The sequence below is a fragment of the Streptomyces sp. NPDC046557 genome, from assembly GCF_040645975.1.
In the GTDB taxonomy this organism is placed as follows: Bacteria; Actinomycetota; Actinomycetes; order Streptomycetales; family Streptomycetaceae; genus Streptomyces.
In genome coordinates this window covers 63,437-83,602 of sequence record NZ_JBEYZH010000001.1, presented here as the reverse complement: position 1 = coordinate 83,602, position 20,166 = coordinate 63,437, and the positions used below count along the sequence as shown (strand labels likewise).

At 72.8% G+C, this 20,166-nt stretch carries 28 protein-coding genes; 20 read left to right on the top strand and 8 right to left on the bottom strand.

The features are described 5' to 3' along the window. The first annotated feature begins 25 nt into the window (after nt 1-25). The gene (locus tag ABZ934_RS00450; protein WP_361306950.1) at nt 26-1,039 is read left to right on the top strand and encodes a DNA topoisomerase IB; all 1,014 of its coding nucleotides are present in this window, start codon (nt 26-28) and stop codon (nt 1,037-1,039) included. 45 nt (nt 1,040-1,084) lie between these two features. Here the strand turns inward: ABZ934_RS00450 and ABZ934_RS00445 are convergent, their stop codons facing one another. Beyond that, on the bottom strand, nt 1,085-1,360 hold the full coding sequence (locus tag ABZ934_RS00445) for an isoamylase early set domain-containing protein (RefSeq protein WP_361306948.1): 276 nt from the start codon (nt 1,358-1,360) through the stop codon (nt 1,085-1,087). Between the two features lie 252 nt (nt 1,361-1,612). Between ABZ934_RS00445 and ABZ934_RS00440 the strand changes: the two genes are divergently transcribed. The 3 genes from ABZ934_RS00440 to ABZ934_RS00430 all read left to right on the top strand — a co-directional run bounded on the left by ABZ934_RS00440 (nt 1,613) and on the right by ABZ934_RS00430 (nt 2,871). Further along, entirely contained in the window at nt 1,613-1,924 is a 312-nt protein-coding gene (locus tag ABZ934_RS00440) for a plasmid stabilization protein (protein WP_361306946.1), read from the top strand. Between the two features lie 106 nt (nt 1,925-2,030). After that, nucleotides 2,031-2,405 (top strand): hypothetical protein, encoded by a 375-nt coding sequence (locus ABZ934_RS00435; protein ID WP_361306944.1) that lies wholly within the window; start codon nt 2,031-2,033, stop codon nt 2,403-2,405. Between the two features lie 91 nt (nt 2,406-2,496). After that, the gene (locus ABZ934_RS00430) at nt 2,497-2,871 is read left to right on the top strand and encodes a hypothetical protein (protein ID WP_361306942.1); all 375 of its coding nucleotides are present in this window, start codon (nt 2,497-2,499) and stop codon (nt 2,869-2,871) included. 39 nt (nt 2,872-2,910) lie between these two features. Here the strand turns inward: ABZ934_RS00430 and ABZ934_RS00425 are convergent, their stop codons facing one another. Continuing rightward, nucleotides 2,911-3,111 carry a hypothetical protein gene (locus ABZ934_RS00425; RefSeq protein WP_361306940.1) on the bottom strand — a complete coding sequence of 67 codons (201 nt, stop codon included), beginning with the start codon at nt 3,109-3,111 and terminating at the stop codon, nt 2,911-2,913. Nucleotides 3,112-3,362: 251 nt separating this feature from the next. Between ABZ934_RS00425 and ABZ934_RS00420 the strand changes: the two genes are divergently transcribed. The 6 genes from ABZ934_RS00420 (at nt 3,363) to ABZ934_RS00395 (ending at nt 6,664) form a co-directional block, all read left to right on the top strand. Further along, complete coding sequence (locus ABZ934_RS00420; protein WP_361306938.1) at nt 3,363-3,872, top strand: DUF5709 domain-containing protein; 510 nt, start codon at nt 3,363-3,365, stop codon at nt 3,870-3,872. Nucleotides 3,873-3,900: 28 nt separating this feature from the next. After that, on the top strand, nt 3,901-4,821 hold the full coding sequence (locus tag ABZ934_RS00415; RefSeq protein WP_361306936.1) for a Rieske 2Fe-2S domain-containing protein: 921 nt from the start codon (nt 3,901-3,903) through the stop codon (nt 4,819-4,821). Between the two features lie 40 nt (nt 4,822-4,861). Then, nucleotides 4,862-5,263, top strand: coding sequence for a hypothetical protein (locus tag ABZ934_RS00410; protein WP_361306934.1), 402 nt, complete (start codon nt 4,862-4,864; stop codon nt 5,261-5,263). Nucleotides 5,264-5,391: 128 nt separating this feature from the next. Further along, nucleotides 5,392-5,742, top strand: a complete 351-nt coding sequence (locus tag ABZ934_RS00405) for an STAS domain-containing protein (protein WP_361306932.1) — start codon at nt 5,392-5,394, stop codon at nt 5,740-5,742. A 23-nt stretch (nt 5,743-5,765) separates the two neighbouring features. Beyond that, nucleotides 5,766-6,314: a DUF6328 family protein gene (locus ABZ934_RS00400; RefSeq protein ID WP_361306930.1), complete on the top strand. Its 549-nt coding sequence runs from the start codon at nt 5,766-5,768 to the stop codon at nt 6,312-6,314. Between the two features lie 35 nt (nt 6,315-6,349). Then, entirely contained in the window at nt 6,350-6,664 is a 315-nt protein-coding gene (locus tag ABZ934_RS00395; RefSeq protein ID WP_361306927.1) for a DUF3040 domain-containing protein, read from the top strand. Between the two features lie 38 nt (nt 6,665-6,702). Here the strand turns inward: ABZ934_RS00395 and ABZ934_RS00390 are convergent, their stop codons facing one another. Further along, nucleotides 6,703-7,395 (bottom strand): UdgX family uracil-DNA binding protein, encoded by a 693-nt coding sequence (locus ABZ934_RS00390; RefSeq protein WP_361306925.1) that lies wholly within the window; start codon nt 7,393-7,395, stop codon nt 6,703-6,705. 110 nt (nt 7,396-7,505) lie between these two features. Continuing rightward, on the bottom strand, nt 7,506-7,712 hold the full coding sequence (locus ABZ934_RS00385; protein WP_361306923.1) for a hypothetical protein: 207 nt from the start codon (nt 7,710-7,712) through the stop codon (nt 7,506-7,508). A 171-nt stretch (nt 7,713-7,883) separates the two neighbouring features. Here ABZ934_RS00385 and ABZ934_RS00380 point away from each other — a divergent pair, with 171 nt between their 5' ends. Continuing rightward, entirely contained in the window at nt 7,884-8,177 is a 294-nt protein-coding gene (locus ABZ934_RS00380; protein WP_361306921.1) for a hypothetical protein, read from the top strand. 407 nt (nt 8,178-8,584) lie between these two features. Here the strand turns inward: ABZ934_RS00380 and ABZ934_RS00375 are convergent, their stop codons facing one another. The 4 genes from ABZ934_RS00375 to ABZ934_RS00360 all read right to left on the bottom strand — a co-directional run bounded on the left by ABZ934_RS00375 (nt 8,585) and on the right by ABZ934_RS00360 (nt 11,138). Continuing rightward, on the bottom strand, nt 8,585-8,899 hold the full coding sequence (locus tag ABZ934_RS00375) for a hypothetical protein (protein WP_361306919.1): 315 nt from the start codon (nt 8,897-8,899) through the stop codon (nt 8,585-8,587). Between the two features lie 62 nt (nt 8,900-8,961). After that, entirely contained in the window at nt 8,962-9,483 is a 522-nt protein-coding gene (locus tag ABZ934_RS00370) for a DUF5133 domain-containing protein (RefSeq protein ID WP_361306917.1), read from the bottom strand. A gap of 338 nt (nt 9,484-9,821) precedes the next feature. Next, the gene (locus ABZ934_RS00365) at nt 9,822-10,025 is read right to left on the bottom strand and encodes a cold-shock protein (protein ID WP_136215879.1); all 204 of its coding nucleotides are present in this window, start codon (nt 10,023-10,025) and stop codon (nt 9,822-9,824) included. A gap of 165 nt (nt 10,026-10,190) precedes the next feature. Beyond that, nucleotides 10,191-11,138 carry an NmrA/HSCARG family protein gene (locus ABZ934_RS00360; RefSeq protein ID WP_361306915.1) on the bottom strand — a complete coding sequence of 316 codons (948 nt, stop codon included), beginning with the start codon at nt 11,136-11,138 and terminating at the stop codon, nt 10,191-10,193. Nucleotides 11,139-11,430: 292 nt separating this feature from the next. Between ABZ934_RS00360 and ABZ934_RS00355 the strand changes: the two genes are divergently transcribed. From ABZ934_RS00355 to ABZ934_RS00315, 9 genes are all read left to right on the top strand, one after another. Further along, the gene (locus ABZ934_RS00355) at nt 11,431-13,200 is read left to right on the top strand and encodes an enoyl-CoA hydratase-related protein (protein ID WP_361306913.1); all 1,770 of its coding nucleotides are present in this window, start codon (nt 11,431-11,433) and stop codon (nt 13,198-13,200) included. Between the two features lie 66 nt (nt 13,201-13,266). Continuing rightward, nucleotides 13,267-14,322 carry a hydrogenase expression protein HypE gene (locus ABZ934_RS00350; protein ID WP_361306911.1) on the top strand — a complete coding sequence of 352 codons (1,056 nt, stop codon included), beginning with the start codon at nt 13,267-13,269 and terminating at the stop codon, nt 14,320-14,322. Between the two features lie 90 nt (nt 14,323-14,412). Beyond that, entirely contained in the window at nt 14,413-16,191 is a 1,779-nt protein-coding gene (locus ABZ934_RS00345; protein ID WP_361306909.1) for a nickel-dependent hydrogenase large subunit, read from the top strand. Next, nucleotides 16,188-16,709, top strand: coding sequence for a hypothetical protein (locus ABZ934_RS00340; protein WP_361306907.1), 522 nt, complete (start codon nt 16,188-16,190; stop codon nt 16,707-16,709). The genes ABZ934_RS00345 and ABZ934_RS00340 overlap by 4 nt, the downstream gene beginning before the upstream one ends. Beyond that, a complete protein-coding gene (locus ABZ934_RS00335) occupies nt 16,706-17,374 on the top strand; it encodes a DUF5947 family protein (RefSeq protein WP_361306905.1) in 669 nt (222 codons plus the stop codon). Before ABZ934_RS00340 ends, ABZ934_RS00335 begins: the two co-directional genes overlap by 4 nt. Then, entirely contained in the window at nt 17,371-18,090 is a 720-nt protein-coding gene (locus tag ABZ934_RS00330; protein WP_361306903.1) for a DUF6084 family protein, read from the top strand. Before ABZ934_RS00335 ends, ABZ934_RS00330 begins: the two co-directional genes overlap by 4 nt. Beyond that, nucleotides 18,087-19,508: a hypothetical protein gene (locus tag ABZ934_RS00325; RefSeq protein ID WP_361306901.1), complete on the top strand. Its 1,422-nt coding sequence runs from the start codon at nt 18,087-18,089 to the stop codon at nt 19,506-19,508. The genes ABZ934_RS00330 and ABZ934_RS00325 overlap by 4 nt, the downstream gene beginning before the upstream one ends. Next, nucleotides 19,505-20,011, top strand: a complete 507-nt coding sequence (locus ABZ934_RS00320) for a hydrogenase maturation protease (RefSeq protein ID WP_361306899.1) — start codon at nt 19,505-19,507, stop codon at nt 20,009-20,011. The genes ABZ934_RS00325 and ABZ934_RS00320 overlap by 4 nt, the downstream gene beginning before the upstream one ends. Then, a complete protein-coding gene (locus tag ABZ934_RS00315) occupies nt 20,008-20,151 on the top strand; it encodes a hypothetical protein (protein WP_361306897.1) in 144 nt (47 codons plus the stop codon). The genes ABZ934_RS00320 and ABZ934_RS00315 overlap by 4 nt, the downstream gene beginning before the upstream one ends. Nucleotides 20,152-20,166 lie beyond the last annotated feature (15 nt).

The following is a 20,166-nucleotide window of genomic DNA, read 5'->3' as shown; positions in this document are numbered from 1 at the left end:
CGCCGGGCACCTGCGGAGGAGGACCATGCGGCTGCGCACGAGTCACCCCGACCGGCCCGGCTACACCCGGGTACGCCACGGCCGGGGTTTTCGCTACCTCGACCCGACTGGGGCGCCGATCACCGACCCCTCGGAGCGCGAGCGGCTGCGTTCCCTCGTGATCCCGCCCGCCTGGAGCGACGTGTGGATCTGCCCTTGGCCCGGCGGCCACATCCAGGCCATGGGGACCGACGAGGCGGGCCGCCGGCAGTACCTCTACCACCCGGCGTTCCGTGAGCGGCAGGAGGCCGCGAAGCACGAACACGTCCTGGACGTGGCCACGCGCCTGCCGCGCCTGCGCGAGGGCATCGTGCGCGACCTCGCGGCGCGCGGCCTCGGCCGGGAGCGGGTCCTGGCGTGCTCCGCGCGCCTGCTCGACCTCGGCTTCTTCCGCGTGGGCGGTGCCGCGTACCGGCGCGACCACCAGGCGTACGGGCTGACCACGCTGCTGCGCGAGCACGCCGTCTGCAGCCGGGGCGAGGTCTGTTTCCGCTACCCCGGCAAGTCCGGGCAGGAGCAGACCCGCGCCCTGGTGGACCCCGCCGCGTACGCGGTCGTCAGGTCACTGCTGCGCCGGCGCGACGACCAGTCACAACTCTTCGTGTACTGGCAGGGCGGTCTCTGGCACGACGTCCGGGCCGGTGACGTCAACGACTACCTGCGCAGCAGGTCCGGTACCGACATCACCGCGAAGGACTTCCGGACCTGGCACGCCACGGTCCTGGCCGCGGTCGCGCTCGCCGTGTCGGTCGAGGTCTCCGGGGAATCCCGGGCCCGGCGTACGAAGGCCGTGGCGCGGGCGGTGCGCGAGGTGAGCGGCTACCTGGGCAACACGCCCGCGGTCTGCCGCTCCTCGTACATCAACCCCAGGCTCTTCGAGCTCTACGAGAACGGTGTCACGATCAGGCCGGCGCTGGACCGGCTCGGCGCCGACGTGGTCTACGGGCACCCGGCCACCCACGGCGAGGTGGAGGCGGCGGTGCTGGAGCTGCTCGGCTGACCGGGTCGCGGCGTGCCGGGTGCCCGGCCCGGGGGTAGCGCGCGCTCAGGTACGCAGGTGACTGTTCGTGCCGTCGTGGCCGTCGGCGTGCTCCTCGTCGAACCAGTAGTCCCCGGCGGCCAGGTACCGGAACGTGTGGGTCTTCTTACCGCTGAGCGCGACGGTCACGGCACGCAGGCCGTCCTCGCGGGGCTCCAGTACATGCGTGCCCGGCTGCCAGTCGTTGAAGTCGCCCACCACGCTGACCGGCCCGGGCGGAGTGTCGGCCGGAAGGACGAAGGTGACCTCGGTGCCGTTCTTGCGCCGCTTGCGTTCGAGCACGTGAAACTCCTTTGGCCGGAGGTGGGTGCGGCCACTGTGCCGGCGGGGTGACCGGCGACGGCCGGGGGCGCGTGGATCGGCGGAAGGTTTCACCCGTACGCCAAAGCCGTTGTGGACGCCCGGTCTTGCCTGCCGGGGCCGGACGGGGGGCACCGGTGGCACGGTGTACCTCCGGTGGCCGATCCGGGGTGCGGGAGTCGGCGCCGGGCCGCAGCATGGCCGTGTCCATCCCGAGCGTTGAGGAGAACAGCGATGCCCCGAGGTTCCAGCGGTAAGCGCGAGCGCCAGTACGACCACATCAAGGAGTCCGGCCAGGAACGCGGCATGTCGGAGGGCCGGGCGAAGGAAATGGCCGGCCGTACGGTGAACAAGGAGCGGGCGCGGTCCGGCGAGACGAAGTCCACCAGCCGCGGCTCGTCGGGGTCGGGCGGCGGCAGCCGCGGCTCCGGGAGCGGTTCCTCGGGGCCCACCCGCGAGGCGCTGTACGAAGAGGCGAAGAAGCGGGGCATCGAGGGCCGCTCCAACATGAACAAGGAGCAGCTCAAGAAAGCCCTCGGGCGCTGAGCGGTGGAACGCCGCCGCCGTGGCGGGCCGGCCCAGGCCGGTCCGCCACGCCGCGCGTGACCGGCCCCCGAAAGGGTCCAGGAGGACCCGAAGGAAAGGCGACGTGATGAACAGCGAAGCACGGCACGCGGACGACGCGGTGCTGGTGACGGCCACCGACTGCTCCCCGGACTGCGCCCGGACCCTCATCGACTTCCTCGAACGGGCCTTCCCCGGCGAGGTGACGGAGGAGAAGGAGCCCCCGACCGGGGACCACGCGGGTCACCCCACCGTCTGGAGCACGACCATCGACGCCGGGCGTCCGGCCGCACAGACCGGCCCCGTCACCCTCGACGGCACGGTCCGGGTGGGTGTCCAGGGCGGCCCGCGCGCCGTCGACCGGATCCTGTTCGCCCTGTCGGAAGCATTCACCGTCGAGGCGAAGGGCACCGTCGCGGGGGACCAGGAGCGTGAGGTCGAGCTGCTGTTGAGCTCCGCGTGACGCGCGCGCCCGGCCAACGGCTGCGCGGGCCGGGCCCGTTCCCGCACACCGGGGTGGGTCCCGCGGGCGGGACCTTGTAGACTCCGTGCCCATGTCGAAGCCTGACGACCTGCTCGTCGCCATCGCCGCCGCCGTGGAGTCCGAGCCGACCAATCAGATGGCCCTGACCGTGGTGGTGCACGGCGCGGTGATCACGGGCCGCCTCGCACCGGAGAGCGTATGGCGCCAGCGCGTGGCGGAAGTCCTGAAGGACTCGGACCAGCTCGGCGCCTTCGCGAACATCTTCCTCGACGCGGGGACCATGTCGCCGTCCCCGCGGGTCGCGCCGCCCGCCTACCTCCACTTCCACGTGGCCCGGATTCTCCAGGGCACCGTCGGTATCCCGGAGACCGGCGGGATGTACCGGATCGCGATCAAGGACGTCAGTGCCTGGACGATGGGCGACTTCAGCTTCTCCGAACGCTGAACCCGCCGCCCGCCCCCGCCGCCCGCCGCGGCGTCCGACCTACTCCGGGCCCTTCGCCGGGCTCCTTCCCTCCCGGTCACGGTCGTGCTCTCGCTCGCCGTGCTCGAACCGCCGGTCGGGCGGTTCGCCGCCCTTCGCGGGTCCGGCCTTCACCGGCCGGTCCACGTGGGGCTTGCGGCGCTCGGCCTCGCCCTCGTCGTGGTGCAGGGGCGCGCCTCCCGCGCCGCCTTGGTCGTCCATGGCCTTCCCCTTCGTGTGTGGGGGCTGCGTGCGGGGGCTGCGTGTGGGCCCTCAGCGGTGCGTGGCCCTGTGGGTTCCCGCGGGCAGGCCCGGCGGCCCCGCCCCCGGCGGACCGCGGCCGTCGCCGGTGGGCGGCTACCCACCTTCCGGGCGGACATGCCGGGGCGGGGGCCGGCGACCGTGTGGGCCCTTCAGGACGGGGTAGGCGCCCGCCGAGGGCCGTCACGGCAGACCCGGGAGAGGCGACGATCATGGCCGAGGACAGCAACACACAGGGCGACGAGGTGTACCAGCCGCAGAACGGCGACCAGCGCGCCGAATACCAGCCCGACATGGAGAACGCGCTGGACGAGCCGGACGCCGACCAGCGCCTCGACGAGGGGTACGACACCCCCGACCGGCCCCGCGCCGTCTCCCGCCACGGCACCACGGCGGCCGAGCAGCGCGAGGGCGAGACCCTGGACCAGCGCCTCGCGCAGGAGACGCCCGACGTCGGCCAGGACGGCACGGACAGCGGCCCGCACCCCGAGCCCCTCCCGGGCGACACCGTCGGCCGGCTCGCCCCCGTGGAGGACGACCCCCGACGTTCCATCGACGTCCTGGCCCACGATGTCGGCGCCGACGGGGGAGCGGAGTCGGCGGAGGAGGCGGCGATGCACGTCGTGGGCCGCAATAGGGCCCCCGAACCCCGCGAGCACGCCCGCCGTGAGCAGGCGCCCCGCCGGGAAGAACAGGAACCGTTCCCCGGCGGGACGCCATAGCGCGCCGCGCTCGGGGTAGGCGCCCGCCATGGACCTACGACACACCGCACTCGGCACCGCCGGCGACGGCCCCGGGCCCGTCCTGACCGCCCTGGAGCGGCTGGAGCAGACCACGGTGGCGGACGGCCTCATCGAGACCGTCCGTCGCGCGGTGCGCGCCCTCCCGCTGGGAGCGGCCCGGGACGTGCTGCACGGGCGCCCACTGGGCCACCCGGCGCACCCGCCGCTCGTCCAGGTGCCGCTCGGCGCCTGGTTCTCCTCCGCCGTGCTCGACCTGCTGCCCGGCCAGCGCCGGGCCGCCCACGCCCTGATCGGGGTGGGGGTGGTCACGGCGGTGCCCGCGGCCCTCGCGGGCTGGACGGACTGGGCCGAGCTACCGCCCGAGCAGGCCCGCGTGGGACTCGTCCACGCCCTCACCAACAGCGCCGGGCTCTGCCTCTACGCCGGCTCCTTTCTGGCCCGCGCCCGCGGCCGGACCTGGAAGGGCCGGGCGCTGTCCATGGCGGGGTTGGCGGCCGTCTCGGCGGGCGGCGCACTCGGCGGCCACCTCGCCTACCGCCAGGCCGCGGGCGCCAACCACGCCGAACAGGTGACGCACCTGGTGGCGCAAGGCTGGCACCGCGTCGGCCCGGTGGCGGACTTCGCCGTCGACAAACCGGTCCGGGCCCGCGTGGACGGCGTCGACGTGCTCGTCCTGCGGGCCTCGGGCGGCACCGTGAACGTCCTCGCCGACCTTTGCTCGCACATGGGCGGCCCGCTGTCCGAAGGCGAGATCACCGACGGGTGCGTACGCTGCCCATGGCACGGCAGCGTCTTCCGGCTCTCCGACGGCTGGAACGTCGAAGGGCCGGCCACCGCGCCGCAGCCGTCGTTCGAGACGCGCGTCGTCGACGGGCACGTCGAGGCGCGGCTGCGCCCCTTCCACACCCGGCGGTCGTCCTCCCCCTGAACCGGGGCCCAGGGCCGCAAGAGCCCAGGAGGTGTAGTGCATGTCCAAGAACAGGAAGTCGGGACACCCGGCACACGGTGAGGGTCCCAGTCGGCACGAAGGGACCGAACAGCACGGGTGGTCCCCAGACGTGGACGCCACCCGGCAACAGGACAACCCGAGCGCGCATCGCTCCTTCCACCCCGACACGTACGCGGACGACGGCCCGGACCGGCGCTCCGAGACCAAGGCCGCACCGGCCAAGGCCGACGAGGGCACCCCGGTCAAGACCGGCGGGCGGCGGGGGGAGCACAAGGGCAAGGGAATGCGCTCCGGGGACAAGGGCCACCACGACATGGGCGAGAAGGGCGCTTCGCAGCGTCCCAGCGGGACGAAGGACGCCTCCGCGTACACCGGCGTCGACCCGCAGGAACCGCGAGGGGGCGGACGTCGCGGCAGTTGACCCCGCCGCCTTCCCGGAACTGGCCCCGTAGAACGGCTTCATGGAAGCAGGTACGACGAAACACGCACGACGAAACACGCACGACGAAACACGCACGACGAAACAGGCACGATGAAACAGGCACGACCGTGACGTACGACCACCCGAGAGTGCGCGTCCTCCTCGACGAGGAGGACGTCCGGGTGGTCGTGCTGTCGGGGGAGTTCGACATCGACAGCGTCGGGCCGGTGGCGGAAGTGCTCGCCGACGCGGCGCGCGAGGGCGTACGACGGGTGGTGGACATCGCCCGGGTCACCTTCGCCGACTCCTCGTTGCTGAATATCCTGCTCACCGGCGACCGCGAGGACCATCTCGTCCTGGCAGGTCCCGTGCCGGAGCAGTTCGCGCAACTCCTGATGCTCTTCGGCGCGGCGTCCGAGCTGGAGATCGCCCCGACGCTCGCCGAGGCCCGCGCCCGCTCGATTCCCCCACAAGGGTGAACGGTATGGCCGAGGAGGACACCATGACCGACATCACGAGCGGCCCGCCCGCATTCCGAACGGGTGAGGAGCGCGCCCTCGACCCGCCACCCGTGACGGCCGGGGAGACGCCGGAAACCGCCCGGGAGCGCGTGAACCGCCGCTGGGGCGAGGTGCTCCAAGAAACCCGCGTCGCCCAGACGGGTGTGCAGATCCTCTTCGGCTTCCTCCTCAGCATCGCCTTCAGCCCGCAGTTCGAGCACCTGAGGACCTTCGACCGCGTCCTCTACGTCGTCACCGTCGCGCTCGGCGCCTCTTCGACCGGAGCGCTCATCGCCCCCGTGTGCATCCACCGCTGTCTGTCGGGGCTGCGCATGAAGGACGAGGTGGTCGAGACCGCCGGACGACTCATGGTCTGCGGGCTGGTGCTCCTCGCGCTCACGATCGGCTGCACCCTGCTGCTCATCCTGGACGTGGTGCTCCCCGCCCCGCTGGCGGAGGTGATCGTCGGCACCGTCATGCTGTGGTTCACCCTCCTCTGGTACGTGCTGCCCGTGCGACTGCGGCGCCGGGCGGCCCGCCGCGCCACGTGAGACACACCGCGCCCCTCGAAGGGAGGCGGCCGGCCATGGACCCGCCCCACCTCACCGACCGGGAACGTCAAACCCTGAAAGTCATCGAAGAGCGTCTGCGCCGGGACCGGCGGCTGGAGCGGAGACTGAGCACCATGCGCCGGGGCGTCAGGTCCTGGACGGGGGTGGAGGCGAGGTGGCCCCGCGTCCTGCTCGTCCTGGGCGCCGCCGGGTCCCTCGTCCTCCTCGTCACGGCTGTCGCCACCGGTTCACCGGTGTGGATCACGGCCTTCGCCGTCGTATGGCCCGCGACCCTGGCGCTCGCCGGGTGGCGCCTCGTCCACTGGTGCCGGCGCGCCGGGCCCGGCTAGCCGGTGGCCCGGCCGGGCGGTTCCCAGGCGGCGCGTCCTCAGCCCAACGCGGAGGCGGCCACCGAGAGGTCGCCGACCAGGCCGCGGAACGCCGCCTCGCGGTCGTCGGAACGCAGCACCGACGAGGGATGCACGGTTGCCAGCAGCTGACCTTGCCACGCGTCCGCCGGGTCGTCCCCGAGAGCGGGCATTGGGCGCAGGACGCCGCGCTGCTCGCCCACCTTGAAGGAACTCCCGAGCAGGGCGCGCCCCGCGGTGGCGCCGAGCACGACCACCACCTCGGGCGTCACCAGGCGCAGTTCCGCCTCCAGCCACGGCCGGCAGGCGGTCATCTCCCGCAGGGTGGGCGCCTTGTGGATGCGGCGCTTGCCCCCGGCGGAAGTCGTGAACTTGAAGTGCTTGACCGCGTTGGTCACGTACGTGTCCTCGTCCCCGAGGCCCGCCTCCTCCAGGGCCCGGTGCAGCAGCCGGCCCGCGGGGCCGACGAACGGCTCCCCCTGACGGTCCTCCTGGTCCCCGGGTTGCTCACCCACCAGAAGCAGGCGGGCGTGGGCTGACCCGGCGCCGAACACCGTCTGGGTGGCGTGCTCGAACAGGGGGCAGCCCTGACAGCCGGCGGCGGCCCGGCGCAGGGCGCCGAGACCGCCGTGGCGCGGTACGTAGGGGCCGGCGTCGTACTGCCGCCCCACGGAGGGCAGGGTGCCGGGGTTGGCACTCGTACCGTCGGCCATGGGGCCCACCTCCCTGCCGTGCCCTCGGGACGTTGGTCCGCCCCGCGTCGTCACCGCAGGGCGGCACGCGGCTTCTGCCCGCGACCACCGCCGCCAAACCCGCCCCCGTGCTAGTCCGCCACCGGTTCGCCCTGGGCGCGGACGGCGTGCATGCAGGCGGCGCAGTAGTGGTCGGCGGTGGGTTCCGTCGGTGGGACCGGGGGCCGGCCGGGGCTGAGGAGGGACCCGCACAGCGTGCTCAAGGTGGTGTCCTTCGCTATCACGTGCCACAGGAGCTGGCCCCGCTCGGCGCTGGACTCGGCGCGCATCTCGTACATGGGCGTACCTCTTTCATGCTCGACGCGGCAGAGGGAACGGCCTGCTGTCCATCAGAGCGCGCCGTGCGGAAAGGGGCCAATGGGGGTAGACCAGGAGGAGGAAAACGAGGCGGGGGAGGTTTGGCGCACAGATCGGCTTCACCGAGGATCCGCACGGGAGGAGGGTGCCCCATGGCCTGGGCGTCGTGGACGACGACGGGGATCTATCCGGGGGCCGGAGGCGTCCGTACGAAGGAAGCGGGCGTCATCTCGGGCAACCTGACGGTGCACACGACCTGGACGGGCGCGGCGGCCCAGGTGGCCGTCCAGTACAGCGGCTCGTCGGACTGGTTCACCTTGTCCGGCAGCCCCGTCGAGTGCGATTCCGAGCGGGAGAGCCGTGACCTGCACCAAGCGGTGGTGGAGGCGCTCCGCGGCGGAGGCGGCGCCGGCGTCCCGGCCGAGTGGGCCGGGCACGCGGTGTGAAACGGGCCGCCTCCGCGCGGACGGCGGCCTCAGGTCACGGGGTCCGGAGCCGGCACCGGGCCGGGCAGCGGACCGGGCGCCGGGAACGGATCGGGGCCGGGCGCGGGCTCCGGCCGCGGATCGGGCTGCGGCTGGGGCGGCGCCGGAGGTACCGGGTCGGGGCCTCCCGGCCCCGGGACCGGGCCCGGGAGGGGTCCCGGCTGCGGCCCCGGGCCGGGACCCGGCGCGGGCGTCGGGTTGGGAGGTACGGGATCGTTCGGAGGGGTGGTCATGGTGCCCTTCTCGACTGGGGCCGGCCACGGAGGACCGGCGCTGACGGTGCGTGCTCGTCAGGCGGTTACCCGCAGCGCGTCCCCTGACACGACGGCCGATCACGATGTGCGCGCCGCCCGCGGTCGGCCCGAGTCTCAGTCGTCCCCGGCGGCGAGTTCGAGGGCGAGCGCCTGGAGGATCTCCTGCGCGGACATCTCCGGGTCACCCTCGTCGTAGGCGTCCGCCACCGCTTCGAAGGCCAGCACGAAACCGCTGACCAAGGCGCTCCACGGCCCGGACAGTTGGTCCAGCACGGCGAGCCCGATCTCCGCCGGATCGGCCTCGGCGGGCACCAGGAACTCCGCCGGCGTCACCTCGCCGAGCAGGGCGGAGACGTAGTCCGTGCCGACGTCGCCGCGCACCCCGGTGAGCACCGCGATGGCCTTCAGCTTGATCTCGTTCTCGGTCATCCGGCGAGAGTAGGGCGAAACGGGCGGGCCGACCCGCCGGCATGCCGGGGACCGGCGCGGCCTCATCGGTAGGGCGTCTGCGAGCGGTGGGGGCGGTCGAGGCGGTCGGCCGTCAGCAGTTCCTCGGCCGCCCGGAGCGCCAGGTGGGTGCTGCGCCGGCCCATCAGGACGCACAGGGTGTACGAGGCGTCTTCCAGCCGGCAGCGCAGCACCGCGTCGTTCGGCGCGGCGAAGGTGCGTCGGCGCAGCGCACGGAAGTGGTGCAGGCGCCTGCGCAGCACCGCGAGGTCGGGGAGCAGGCCGGGGCCGGCGCAATCCGAGAGCGGGGCCGGCGCCGACAGGGTGTCGTCGATCAACGACCGGAGCACCCGTTCCCACCTGCGACGACCACCCGGGCCGGGGCCCTCCCCGTCACCCCGCAGCGCCATCACGGCGTGCGCGGCCACCGTCGGTCCCACGCCCGCCCTGCGGGCCGTGTCCGGGAGGATGCGGCGCGCGGTGTCGTGGCCGCACGGCACGAACGCCATCAGGACCCCGGTGGCGGAGCCGACGACAGCGGCGGCGGCCTCCTCCGGCCGGGTCATGGCGGAGGGAGCGACGGGCGCCGGGGCCGGTGACCTGCTGGTGTGTCGTTCATCCGCCGACTCCTTCGATCGGTGTGCCCGGCCCGGCCGGTCCGTGCCGTGACGCACCCGCGCGGCGGGGAAGTGGCCGAAGGGGTGAGAATCGCCGCCGGGCGCCCGGTGGTACCGGCCGGGCGAACGCGCATGGCACATGATGACGCAGAGCGGGCCCCCGGACCCCGAGACCCGAGGGTCCGCTCCCGCGGCGAAAGGGCCCCCGGCGTCCGGCCGGTGACGGGGGACCTGCCTGGCAGGCGGTCCGGCAAGCGGCCCGGCGGGCGACCGGGGGCGTACCGCGATCAGGCCGGCACGATGTTCTCGGCCTGCGGCCCCTTCTGCCCCTGGGTGACGTCGAAGGTCACCGCTTGCCCCTCCCACAGTTCCCGAAAACCGGTAGCGTTGATCGCTGAGTAGTGGGCGAAGACATCGGGGCCGCCCCCGTCCTGCGCGATGAAACCGAAGCCCTTTTCCGCGCTGAACCACTTCACCGTTCCGGTAGCCACACAGGTCCCTCTCCTCGACGGTCGGCCTTCCGCACCGCGCGGAACGCCCGAACGACGGGAAGGTACAACGCCGGCGCACCGGTTCCGAACACAAAACGGCGCCACACGCGACCTCACCCGTCCGGCCCACCACCGGCGGACGCCGCGCGCCGGCCCCTTGGCCCGTCACAGTGACCGGAACGCCTCGCGGTGCCCGGCCAGCCAGGTGGCGAAGTCCTGTAGCTCGGGGTTCAGCGCCCGGATGGCCGTCAGATCCCTCGCGTGGGTGAAGCGGTCCTCGCATTCGGCGTAGAACTGGAACATGTTGCCGACCTCGTCGGCCGCCGGGAACCCGAGGGCGCGGTAGGCGTCGGGTTCCATCGGCGCGTACCGCACCGGCTCACCGACGACCTCGGACAGCGCCGCCGCGATGTCCGCGATCGGCAGGTGCTCACCTGCGATGCTCACCGTCGCGCCGATGAGGTCGGTGCCGCGCTTGAACACGGCCAGCGCGGTCTTGCCGATGTCGTCGACGGCGATGCCCGACAGCCGGCTGCCGCCCATCGGGAGGACCAGCCGCAGGGTGCCGTCCTCGCCCCGCTGTGGGGCGAAGGTCCCGTACAGGTTCTCCCAGTAGAACGTCGTGCGCAGGAAGGTGGTCGGGGCGCCGGCCTCGGGGAAGTAGTGGTCGGCCTCCGCCTTGGCGTCGAAGTGCGGCACCTTGTACGAACCCTGGAGCGTGGGCATGCGGTCGTCGTCGAGCGGGACGCACTCGCGGGTGTCCTCCAGCGTCGACCAGATGGCGTGCTGCACCCCCGCGTGCCCGGTCGCCCGGGCCAGCGAGGCGGCCTGCCGCTTCTCCCGCTCCGCCGACAGGTGCTCCCAGAAGTTGGTCACCAGGTAGGCCCCGTAGGCGCCTTCGAGGACGGGCCCGAGGCTCGCCTCGTCGTCCATGTCGGCCCGAACCACGTCGGCGCCGAGCCGCGCCAGTTCCCGGGCCCGGTCCGATTCCGGGTCGCGGGTGACCGCGCGCACCGAGAACCCGCTGTCGGGGTCGTCGAGGATGGCCCGTACCAGTCCTCCGCCCTGCGCGCCCGTCGCGCCGAACACCGTGATGACGCGTGACCCAGCCATCCCGACCTCCCTTTTCGTAACGTTCCGCGCCCGATCGGACGGATGGCTACGGACTGTATGCGCGGGGCCCGGCCGGTCCGGGAACGGGCGCGCCCGACGCACGGCGACTCCACTCCATCGCGCGGTCCCGCCGAGCGGCGCCGCACCGCCGACTGGCAGCGGGTGCCGCCCGCTTTCGAGTGACGTCAGCGCTCGGCGTCACGCCCCACCGCCCGCTGGTCCCCGAGCATCGCAGGCGGCCGGTGAACCCCGGCTCACGGTGCGCGAAGGCGCCTGGCCGCTGGGAGACCGAGTGCACATCCTGCTCGTCGCGAGCGCGTTCAACAGCCTGACGCAGCGCGTCCACGCGGAGCTGCGCGACCACGGCCACCGGGTCGCGGTCGAACTCGTGCTCGCGGGCGGCTCGTTGACCGACGCCACCCGACGCCACCGACCCGATCTGATCATCGCGCCGATGTTGAAGACGGCCGTGCCCCGAGAGGTCTGGGCCACCCATACCTGTCTGATCGTCCACCCCGGACCGGTCGGGGACCGCGGTCCCTCCTCGCTCGACCGCGCCGTCCAGGAGGGCGCCGCCCGATGGGGCGTCACGGTCCTGCAGGCGGACGCCGAGATGGACGCGGGCGACGTCTGGGCCTCCGCCGAGTGCCTCGTGCCCGAGCTGGCCAAGAGCGACGTCTACCGGGGCGAGATCGCCGACGCGGCGCTGCGGGCCGTCCTGCTCGCCGTCGAACGCTTCGCCTCGGGAAGCTACGTCCCCACGCCGCAGACCACCCACCGTACCCGGCCCTACCTGCGCCAGGACGAGCGCCGCATCGACTGGGCGAACGACCCCACCGAGCGGGTGCTGCGGGTCCTGCGGGCCGCCGACTCCCAGCCCGGCGTACGCGACGAACTGCTCGGCGGCGTGTGGTTCCTGCACGGGGGCCACCCCGAGGACCGGCTGCGCGGTCGCCCGGGTGAGCTGCTGGCCACCCGCGCGGGCGCCGTCTGCCGGGCGACCGGCGACGGGGCCGTGTGGATCCCCGAACTGCGGGCCTGCCGGGCGCCGGGGGAGCCCGTCCCGGTCAAGCTGCCCGCCACCCTGGCGCTGGGCGACCGGCTGCCCCCGCTGCCGGAAGACCCCGCGCCGCCGTTCGCGGACCCGCCGCGGCGCACGTGGTCCGACATCACCTACCGGGAGGTGGGAGAGGCCGGGTTCCTGTCGTTCTCCTTCCCCGGCGGTGCGATGAGCACCGACCGGTGCCGGCGGCTGCTGGACGCCTACCGGGCCGCCTGCGCCCGCCCGACCTCCGTCCTGGTCCTCGGGGGCGGCCGCGACTTCTTCTCCAACGGCATCCACCTCGGCGTCATCGAGGCCGCCGCCGACCCCGCCGCGGAGTCGTGGGCGAACATCACCGCGATGGACGACCTCGTCGAGGCCGTCCTGACCACCACAGACCGACTCGTCGTCGCGGCCCTCGGAGGCAACGCCGCCGCCGGAGGCGCGATGCTGGCACTGGCGGCCGACGAGGTCTGGTGCCGCGCCGGCGTCGTCCTCAACCCGCACTACCGGCTGATGGGTCTCTACGGCTCCGAGTACTGGACGTATACGCTGCCCCGCCGCGTGGGTCCCGCCGTCGCCGAGCGGCTCACCACCGACGCGCTGCCGCTGAGCGCGACCGCGGCCGCCGCGCTGGGACTGGTCGACCGTACGGTGCCCTGCGCGCCGGCGGAGTTCGCCGACGAGACCGTCCGGCTGGCGCGGCTGCTCGCCGCGTCACCCGCCGTACGGTCCCGGATCGCGGCGAAGAAGGCGCTGCGGGAGCGGGACGAGGCGAAGACCCCGCTCGCCGTCTACCGGGAGGCGGAGCTGGCCCGGATGCGCGCCACCTTCCTCGACCCGCGGGCCCCGTACCACGCCCTGCGCCGCGCCTTCGTCCGCAAGGAGCCGGCCGCCGCGACCCCGCCGCACCTGGCCCGTACGGTCCCCGCCGACCGACGCCACGCGCCGGACGCCGTCACCGCACTGGCCGTACAAGACAGCACACCGCCGGCCGGCCCCTGTTACGAAGAAGGATGAGAGCGGAGTGCCCGTCCCCGGCTCCCCCTCACCCCACCTCCATTTCCTGCCCAAGGAGGCATCCTGATGGATGCAGCAACGCCGAGCACGGTAGAGGATCCCCCCATCCACATCCTCTGGATCAACGCGGGGTTGAGCTGCGACGGCGACTCGGTGTCCCTGACGGCGGCGATGCAGCCCAGCATCGAAGAGATCGTGATGGGTGTGCTGCCGGGTCTGCCCAAGATCGCGGTGCACTGGCCCCTGATCGACTTCGAGTGCGGGCCCGTCGGCGGCGCGGACACGTTCATCGAATGGTTCTTCAAGGGCGAGCGCGGTGAGATCGACCCCTTCGTCCTCGTGATCGAGGGGTCCATCCCCAATGAGAAGATCAAGGCCGACGGCTACTGGTGCGGCTTCGGCGACAACCCCGAGACGGGCCAACCCATCACCACCAGCGAGTGGATCGACCGGTTGGCGCCCAAGGCCCTCGCCGTCGTCGCCATCGGCACCTGCGCCACGTACGGCGGCATCCACGCCATGGAGGGCAACCCGACCGGCGCCATGGGCGTACCGGACTACCTGGGCTGGGACTGGACGTCGAAGGCCGGCATCCCGATCGTGTGCGTACCGGGCTGCCCCATCCAGCCGGACAACTTCTCCGAGACGCTCACCTACCTGCTCTACCAGGCGGCCGGCTCCGCGCCGATGATCCCCCTGGACGACAAGCTGCGCCCGACCTGGCTGTTCGGCGCCACCGTCCACGAGGGCTGTGACCGGGCCGGCTACTACGAGCAGGGCCAGTTCGCGCACACTTACGACTCGCCGCAGTGCCTGGTCAAGCTGGGTTGCTGGGGTCCCGTCGTCAAGTGCAACGTGCCCAAGCGCGGCTGGATGAACGGCATCGGCGGCTGTCCCAACGTAGGCGGCATCTGCATCGCCTGCACCATGCCCGGCTTCCCCGACAAGTTCATGCCGTTCATGGACGAGCCGCCCGGCGCCAAGGTGTCCAGCAAGGCCAGCGGCGCGTACGGCGCCGTCGTCCGCAAGCTGCGCCAGATGACGGCGCGCACCGTGGACCAGGAACCGAAGTGGCGTCACACCGGGGAGCGGCTGACCACCGGCTACCGCCCGCCCTGGTGACCGGCGCGCCGCCCAACCGCTCCCGCACCCCCCCCCGCAATCCCGCAGTTCCCGCAGAGCCCGCTCCGAAGAAGGGTCACGGCAGACACGATGGCACCGAAGACGAAGGCGTCCGGCGACGGCTTGGTGGAGATGGCCTGGGATCCGATCACCCGGATCGTGGGCAGTCTCGGTATCCACACGAAGATCGACTTCAAGCAGAAGCGCGTGGCGGAGTGCTACAGCACCTCGTCGGTCTTCCGCGGCTACAGCGTCTTCATGCGCGGCAAGGACCCCCGCGACGCGCACTTCATCACCAGCCGCATCTGCGGGATCTGCGGGGACAACCACGCCACCTGTTCCGTCTACACGCAGAACATGGCCTACGGGGTGAAGCCGCCCCACCTCGCCGAGTGGATCATCAACCTCGGTGAGTCGGCGGAGTACATGTTCGACCACAACATCTTCCAGGAGAACCTGGTCGGGGTCGACTACTGCGAGAAGATGGTCCGCGAGACCAACCCCGGCGTCCTGGAACTGGCCGAGCGCACCGAGGCCCCGCACGCCGGCGACCACGGCTACCGCACCATCGCCGACATCATGCGCTCCCTCAACCCCATCGAGGGTGAGTTCTACCGCGAGGCGCTCCAGGTCAGCCGCTACACGCGCGAGATGTTCTGCCTGATGGAGGGCCGCCACGTGCACCCCTCCACGCTGTACCCGGGCGGCGTCGGCACCATCGCCTCCGTCCAGCTCTTCACGGACTACATGAGCCGCCTCATGCGGTACGTCGAGTTCATGAAGCGCGTCGTCCCCCTCCACGACGACCTCTTCGACTTCTTCTACGAGGCGTTGCCCGGATACGAGGAGGTCGGCCGGCGCCGCGTGCTGCTCGGCTGCTGGGGCGCCCTCAACGACCCCGAGTACTGCGACTTCACGTACGCCAACATGTCCGACTGGGGACGGAAGATGTTCGTCACCCCGGGCGTGGTCGTGGACGGCAAACTCGTCACCAACGACCTCACCGAGATCAACCTCGGCATCCGCATCCTGCTGGGCAGCTCGTACTACGACGACTGGGCCGGCCAGGAGCAGTTCGTCACCCACGACCCGCTCGGCAACCCGGTCGACCCCCGCCACCCCTGGAACCAGCACACCATCCCCGCCCCGCAGAAGCGCGACTTCGACGGGAAGTACAGCTGGGTGATGTCACCGCGCTGGTTCGACGGCAAGGACCACCTGGCGCTGGACACCGGCGGCGGCCCCATCGCCCGCCTGTGGTCCACGGCCCTGTCCGGACTCGTCGACGTCGGCTACGTCAAGGCCACCGGCCACAGCGTCGTCATCAACCTGCCCCGGACGATGACCAAGCCGGAGACCACCTTCGAGTGGAAGATCCCCAAGTGGAGCAACGCGCTGGAGCGCAACCGCGCCCGCACGTACTTCCAGGCCTACGCCGCCGCCATCGCCCTGCACTGCGCCGAGAAGGGCCTGGAAGAGGTCCGCGCCGGACGCACCCAGACCTGGGAGAAGTTCGAGGTCCCGGACGAGTCCATCGGAGTCGGTTTCACCGAGGCCGTACGCGGCGTGCTCTCGCACCACATGGTGATCCGCGACGGCAAGATCGCCAACTACCACCCCTACCCGCCGACCCCGTGGAACGCCAGCACCCGCGACACCTTCGGCACCCCCGGACCCTACGAGGACGCGGTCCAGAACACGCCGATCTTCGAGGAGAACACCCCGGAGAACTTCAAGGGCATCGACATCATGCGGGCCGTGCGCAGCTTCGACCCCTGCCTTCCCTGCGGCGTCCACATGTACGTCGGCAACGGGCAGACGGTCAAGCAGATGCACGTGCCCACCGGCCTGAGCGGGCTGGGCGGATGAGCGCCCCCGCCGACTCCGCCCGGACCGGCCGCGCGGTCGAGGAGGTCCTCGACCGGCTGGCCGACACCGGCGACCGCGAGGTCTGCGCCGCCGCCGAGGAACTCGTGCGCGTCCTCATGGAGTTCTACGGCGCCGGACTCGCGCGCATCACCGCGCGGCTGGAACCGGCCGCCCTCACCCCGCTGTTGGACGACGAACTCGTCTCCGGCCTGCTGGCCCTGCACGACCTGCACCCCGAGGACGTGCACACCCGGATCGCCCGCGCCCTGGACACCCTGGCCGACCCCGTGGAGCTGCTCGGCTTCGACGAGACCTCGGGCACCCTGCGCCTACGGGCCGCCGCGAGCGGCGGCTGCGGCTGTGGCGGCACCGGCGACGGCGTACGGCAGGACGCCGAGGCCGCGCTGGCCACCTTCGCCCCCGAGGTGACCACCGTCGAACTGGAGCCGGCCGGCGCACCGCCGCAGCCGCTCCTCCAGATCGGCACCCGCCCGCAGGCCCCGGTCCGGGTCCCGTGAGCGCGCCCGGCACCTGGGCCCCGCCGTCCGCGAAGACGGCGGGGCCGCCCGGCCTGCGCCGGTTCACGCGGCCGAGGGAGCCCCGCCCGCAGAGCTGCGAACTGTGCGGGGTGGCGGTCGCCGAGGACGCCCACCGCCACCTCGTGGAGCCCGAGAGGCGGGCGCTGGTCTGCGCCTGCACCGCCTGCGCCCTGCTGTTCGACCGGCCGGGCGCCACCACCGGCCGCTACCGCGCCGTCCCCGACCGCTACCTCCACGACCCCGCCCACCGACTCGACGACGGCGCCTGGGAACTCCTCCAGATCCCCGTCGGTGTCGCGTTCTTCTTCCGCAACGCCGCCCTGGACCGGCTCGTCGCGCTCTACCCGAGCCCCGCCGGGGCCACCGAGAGCGAACTCGACCCCGCCACCTGGCAGAACGCGCTCGGCGACAGCGCCCTGGCCGGCCTGCTGCGACCGGACGTCGAGGCGCTGCTGCTGCGCCGCCGTGAGGGACGCACCGACTGCTACCTCGTCCCCATCGACGTCTGCTACGAGCTGGTGGGCCGGATGCGCCTGCTGTGGCAGGGCTTCGACGGCGGCGCCGAGGCCCGCGCCGCGCTCGACGCGTTCTTCGACGGCGTCGAACGCCGGGCCAAGGTCCCGGCCGGGGAGGTCGCGCCGTGACGGAGTTCGGCTTCACCTGCACGGGGGTGCGCGCCGCCCCGTACGCCGCCGGTCCCACGCTCGTCTTCCGCCTCGCCGTCACCGCCTCCGGGGACACCCGGGTCCACGCGCTCGCCCTGCGCTGCCAGATCCGGATCGAACCGGCGCGCCGGGGCTACGGGGACGCCGAGGCCGAGGGCCTGGCCGACCTGTTCGGCGAGCGCTCCCGCTGGGGCAACACCCTCCAGCCCGTCCAGTTCGCCCAGGTGACGCTGATGGTGCCGAGCTTCACCGGCTCCACCGAGGTGGACCTGGTCGTGCCCTGCACCTACGACATGGACATCGCGGCGACCCGGTACTTCACCGCCCTGGACGAGGGTGAGGCACCCCTGCTGATGCTGTTCTCCGGCACCGCCTTCACGGGCGCCGGCGGCTTCCACGTCGAGCCCGTCCCCTGGGACCGCGAAGCCGCCTACCGGATGCCGGTGACGGTGTGGCAGGAGATGATCGAACAGCACTTCCCGGGCTGCGGCTGGCTGCGCCTGCCCCGCGACGCCATGGACGAGCTGCTCGCCTACCGCTCCCGACACGCGCTGGCCTCTTGGGAGGCGACCGTACGCGCCCTCCTCGCCGAGGCCGGGGCCGCCACCCCCGCCGCCCCTGCCGCCCGGCCCTCCCCACCGGAGCGGCTGCGCGCCGGACTGCTGCCCCGCGTCGGAGAACGGACCGCGCCATGACGACCACCGCGCTCGACGCGCGTTTCGAGACGGCCCGGCAGGTGGCCGACGCCGTCCTCTTCGAGGGGTACGTCCTCTACCCCTACCGGGCCTCGGCCGCCAAGAACCGGCTGCGCTGGCAGTTCGGCGTGCTCGTGCCACCGGCCTGGGCGCCCGCGCACGGCGAGCACTGCCTCCAACAGACCGAACTGCTGATGGAACCCAAGGGCGACGCCGCCCTCGCCGTCGAACTCCGGTTCCTGCACGCGCAGCGACGCACCGTCCAACGGGCGGCGCCCGACGGCACCTTCACGGACGTGGAGGAACTGCACCTGGCCGACCGCGTCCTCGTCCCCTGGGACGAGGGCACCGAGGAACGCGTCGAACTCACCGTCGACATGCGGGAACTGGCGGGTGACGGGGTGACCCTGCCCTTCACCCGCCCCGCCGGCGAGGAGAGCGAACCGGTCCTCGACGCCGACGGACGGACGGTCGGCCGCCTGGTGCGGCGCACCGAGCCGATCAGCGGCGTCCTGCGGCTGCGCGTAACCGAACTTGACTGCGCCTACCGGGCGTTCAAGCTCACCGCGGTAGTGGAGAACACCGGCGACTGGCGACCGGGCGCCGAAGCCGCAGGCCGCGACGCGGCCCTGGCCCGCTCCCTGGTCGCCGCCCACCTCCTGCTCGGACTCGACGCGGGCCGGTTCCTGTCCATGACCGATCCTCCCGAATGGGCCAAGGCGGCCACCGCGGGCTGCGTCAACCGACACACCTGGCCCGTCCTCGCCGGGGAACCCGGCCGTGCCGACGTCGTCCTGTCCTCCCCGATCATCCTGGAGGACCACCCCGGCATCGCCCCCGAGAGCATCGGCGCGATGTACGACGCCACCGAGATCGACGAGATCCTCGCCCTGCGCACCGCGGCCCTGACCGACCGGGAAAAGCGTGAGGCGCGCGGTACGGACCCCCGCGCCGCCGCCGTGATCGACCTCGCCGAATCCATGCCGCCCGAGGTGCTCGAACGACTGCACGGCGCGGTCCGGGCCCTGCGGGAGATCACCGACCCCGACGTGCCGCCGGACGCGCCCACCGGTCTCGAACCGCCGGACGGACGACCCGGGTTCAGGCCGGAGACCCCCTGGTGGGACCCGGCGCACGGGGACACCGCCGGGCCGGTCCCCGACCACGTCCTCGTCGACGGCGTCCCGGTGGGCGTCGGCAGCCGGGTCCTGCTGCGGCCCGGCCTGCGACGAACCGACGCCCAGGACCTGTTCGTGCGGGGCCGGGCCGCCCATGTCGAAGCCGTCCTGCACGACGTCGACGGCGGCGTGCACCTCGCGGTCACCGTCGAAGGGGACCCCGGCGCCGACATCCGACGCGAACAGGGCCGCTTCCTCTACTTCCAGCCCGACGAGGTCGCACCCCTGGAGGAACGGTGACGGGCGGGACGCTGATCGCCGGCATCGGCAACGTGTTCCTCGGCGACGACGGATTCGGCGTCGAGACGGTGCGCAGGCTGGCCGAACACCGGCTGCCCGACCATGTCGAGGTGGTGGACTTCGGCGTCCGCGGCGTCCACCTCGCCTACCAGCTCCTCGACGGCTACGACACCCTCGTCCTGGTCGACGCCACCGCACGCGGCGGCGCCCCCGGCACCCTCTACCTGATCGAGGTGGCGGAGCCGGGCGGGATCGGGGGAGCGGCCGTCCTGGACGGCCACCACATGTCCCCGGACGCCGTACTGGCCCTGCTCGACACCCTGTGCGCCGGCACGGGCGGCACCCCGCCGCGCCGGGTCCTGGTGCTGGGCTGCGAACCCGCCACAGTCGAGGAGGGCATGGGGCTGAGCCCGGTCGTGGCCGCCGCGGTGCCGGAGGCCGTCCGGATGCTCGTGGAACTCCTACACGAAGACCTGGTGCGAACCGAGGAGAGAATCCGATGAAGCAGCACTGCAGCAAGAACCACGCGGTCAAGGGCCCGGTGACCAAGGCCCTCTGCCTCGGCATCACCGCCGTGACCCTGCTGGTGATCGCCGCGCAGTACCCGGACATCAAGCGCTATCTGCGTATCCGCAGCATGTGACCCGGTGACGGGGTG

Bases quoted from the DNA above. Each gene is read 5' to 3' on its own strand.
- ABZ934_RS00450 (WP_361306950.1), top strand. From the start codon at position 26: ATGCGGCTGCGCACGAGTCACCCCGACCGGCCCGGCTACACCCGGGTA.
- ABZ934_RS00440 (WP_361306946.1), top strand. From the start codon at position 1,613: ATGCCCCGAGGTTCCAGCGGTAAGCGCGAGCGCCAGTACGACCACATC.
- ABZ934_RS00435 (WP_361306944.1), top strand. From the start codon at position 2,031: ATGAACAGCGAAGCACGGCACGCGGACGACGCGGTGCTGGTGACGGCC.
- ABZ934_RS00430 (WP_361306942.1), top strand. From the start codon at position 2,497: ATGTCGAAGCCTGACGACCTGCTCGTCGCCATCGCCGCCGCCGTGGAG.
- ABZ934_RS00425 (WP_361306940.1), bottom strand. From the start codon at position 3,111: ATGGACGACCAAGGCGGCGCGGGAGGCGCGCCCCTGCACCACGACGAG.
- ABZ934_RS00420 (WP_361306938.1), top strand. From the start codon at position 3,363: ATGGCCGAGGACAGCAACACACAGGGCGACGAGGTGTACCAGCCGCAG.
- ABZ934_RS00415 (WP_361306936.1), top strand. From the start codon at position 3,901: ATGGACCTACGACACACCGCACTCGGCACCGCCGGCGACGGCCCCGGG.
- ABZ934_RS00410 (WP_361306934.1), top strand. From the start codon at position 4,862: ATGTCCAAGAACAGGAAGTCGGGACACCCGGCACACGGTGAGGGTCCC.
- ABZ934_RS00400 (WP_361306930.1), top strand. From the start codon at position 5,766: ATGACCGACATCACGAGCGGCCCGCCCGCATTCCGAACGGGTGAGGAG.
- ABZ934_RS00395 (WP_361306927.1), top strand. From the start codon at position 6,350: ATGGACCCGCCCCACCTCACCGACCGGGAACGTCAAACCCTGAAAGTC.
- ABZ934_RS00390 (WP_361306925.1), bottom strand. From the start codon at position 7,395: ATGGCCGACGGTACGAGTGCCAACCCCGGCACCCTGCCCTCCGTGGGG.
- ABZ934_RS00385 (WP_361306923.1), bottom strand. From the start codon at position 7,712: ATGTACGAGATGCGCGCCGAGTCCAGCGCCGAGCGGGGCCAGCTCCTG.
- ABZ934_RS00380 (WP_361306921.1), top strand. From the start codon at position 7,884: ATGGCCTGGGCGTCGTGGACGACGACGGGGATCTATCCGGGGGCCGGA.
- ABZ934_RS00375 (WP_361306919.1), bottom strand. From the start codon at position 8,899: ATGACCGAGAACGAGATCAAGCTGAAGGCCATCGCGGTGCTCACCGGG.
- ABZ934_RS00370 (WP_361306917.1), bottom strand. From the start codon at position 9,483: ATGACCCGGCCGGAGGAGGCCGCCGCCGCTGTCGTCGGCTCCGCCACC.
- ABZ934_RS00360 (WP_361306915.1), bottom strand. From the start codon at position 11,138: ATGGCTGGGTCACGCGTCATCACGGTGTTCGGCGCGACGGGCGCGCAG.
- ABZ934_RS00350 (WP_361306911.1), top strand. From the start codon at position 13,267: ATGGATGCAGCAACGCCGAGCACGGTAGAGGATCCCCCCATCCACATC.
- ABZ934_RS00345 (WP_361306909.1), top strand. From the start codon at position 14,413: ATGGCACCGAAGACGAAGGCGTCCGGCGACGGCTTGGTGGAGATGGCC.
- ABZ934_RS00340 (WP_361306907.1), top strand. From the start codon at position 16,188: ATGAGCGCCCCCGCCGACTCCGCCCGGACCGGCCGCGCGGTCGAGGAG.
- ABZ934_RS00325 (WP_361306901.1), top strand. From the start codon at position 18,087: ATGACGACCACCGCGCTCGACGCGCGTTTCGAGACGGCCCGGCAGGTG.
- ABZ934_RS00315 (WP_361306897.1), top strand. From the start codon at position 20,008: ATGAAGCAGCACTGCAGCAAGAACCACGCGGTCAAGGGCCCGGTGACC.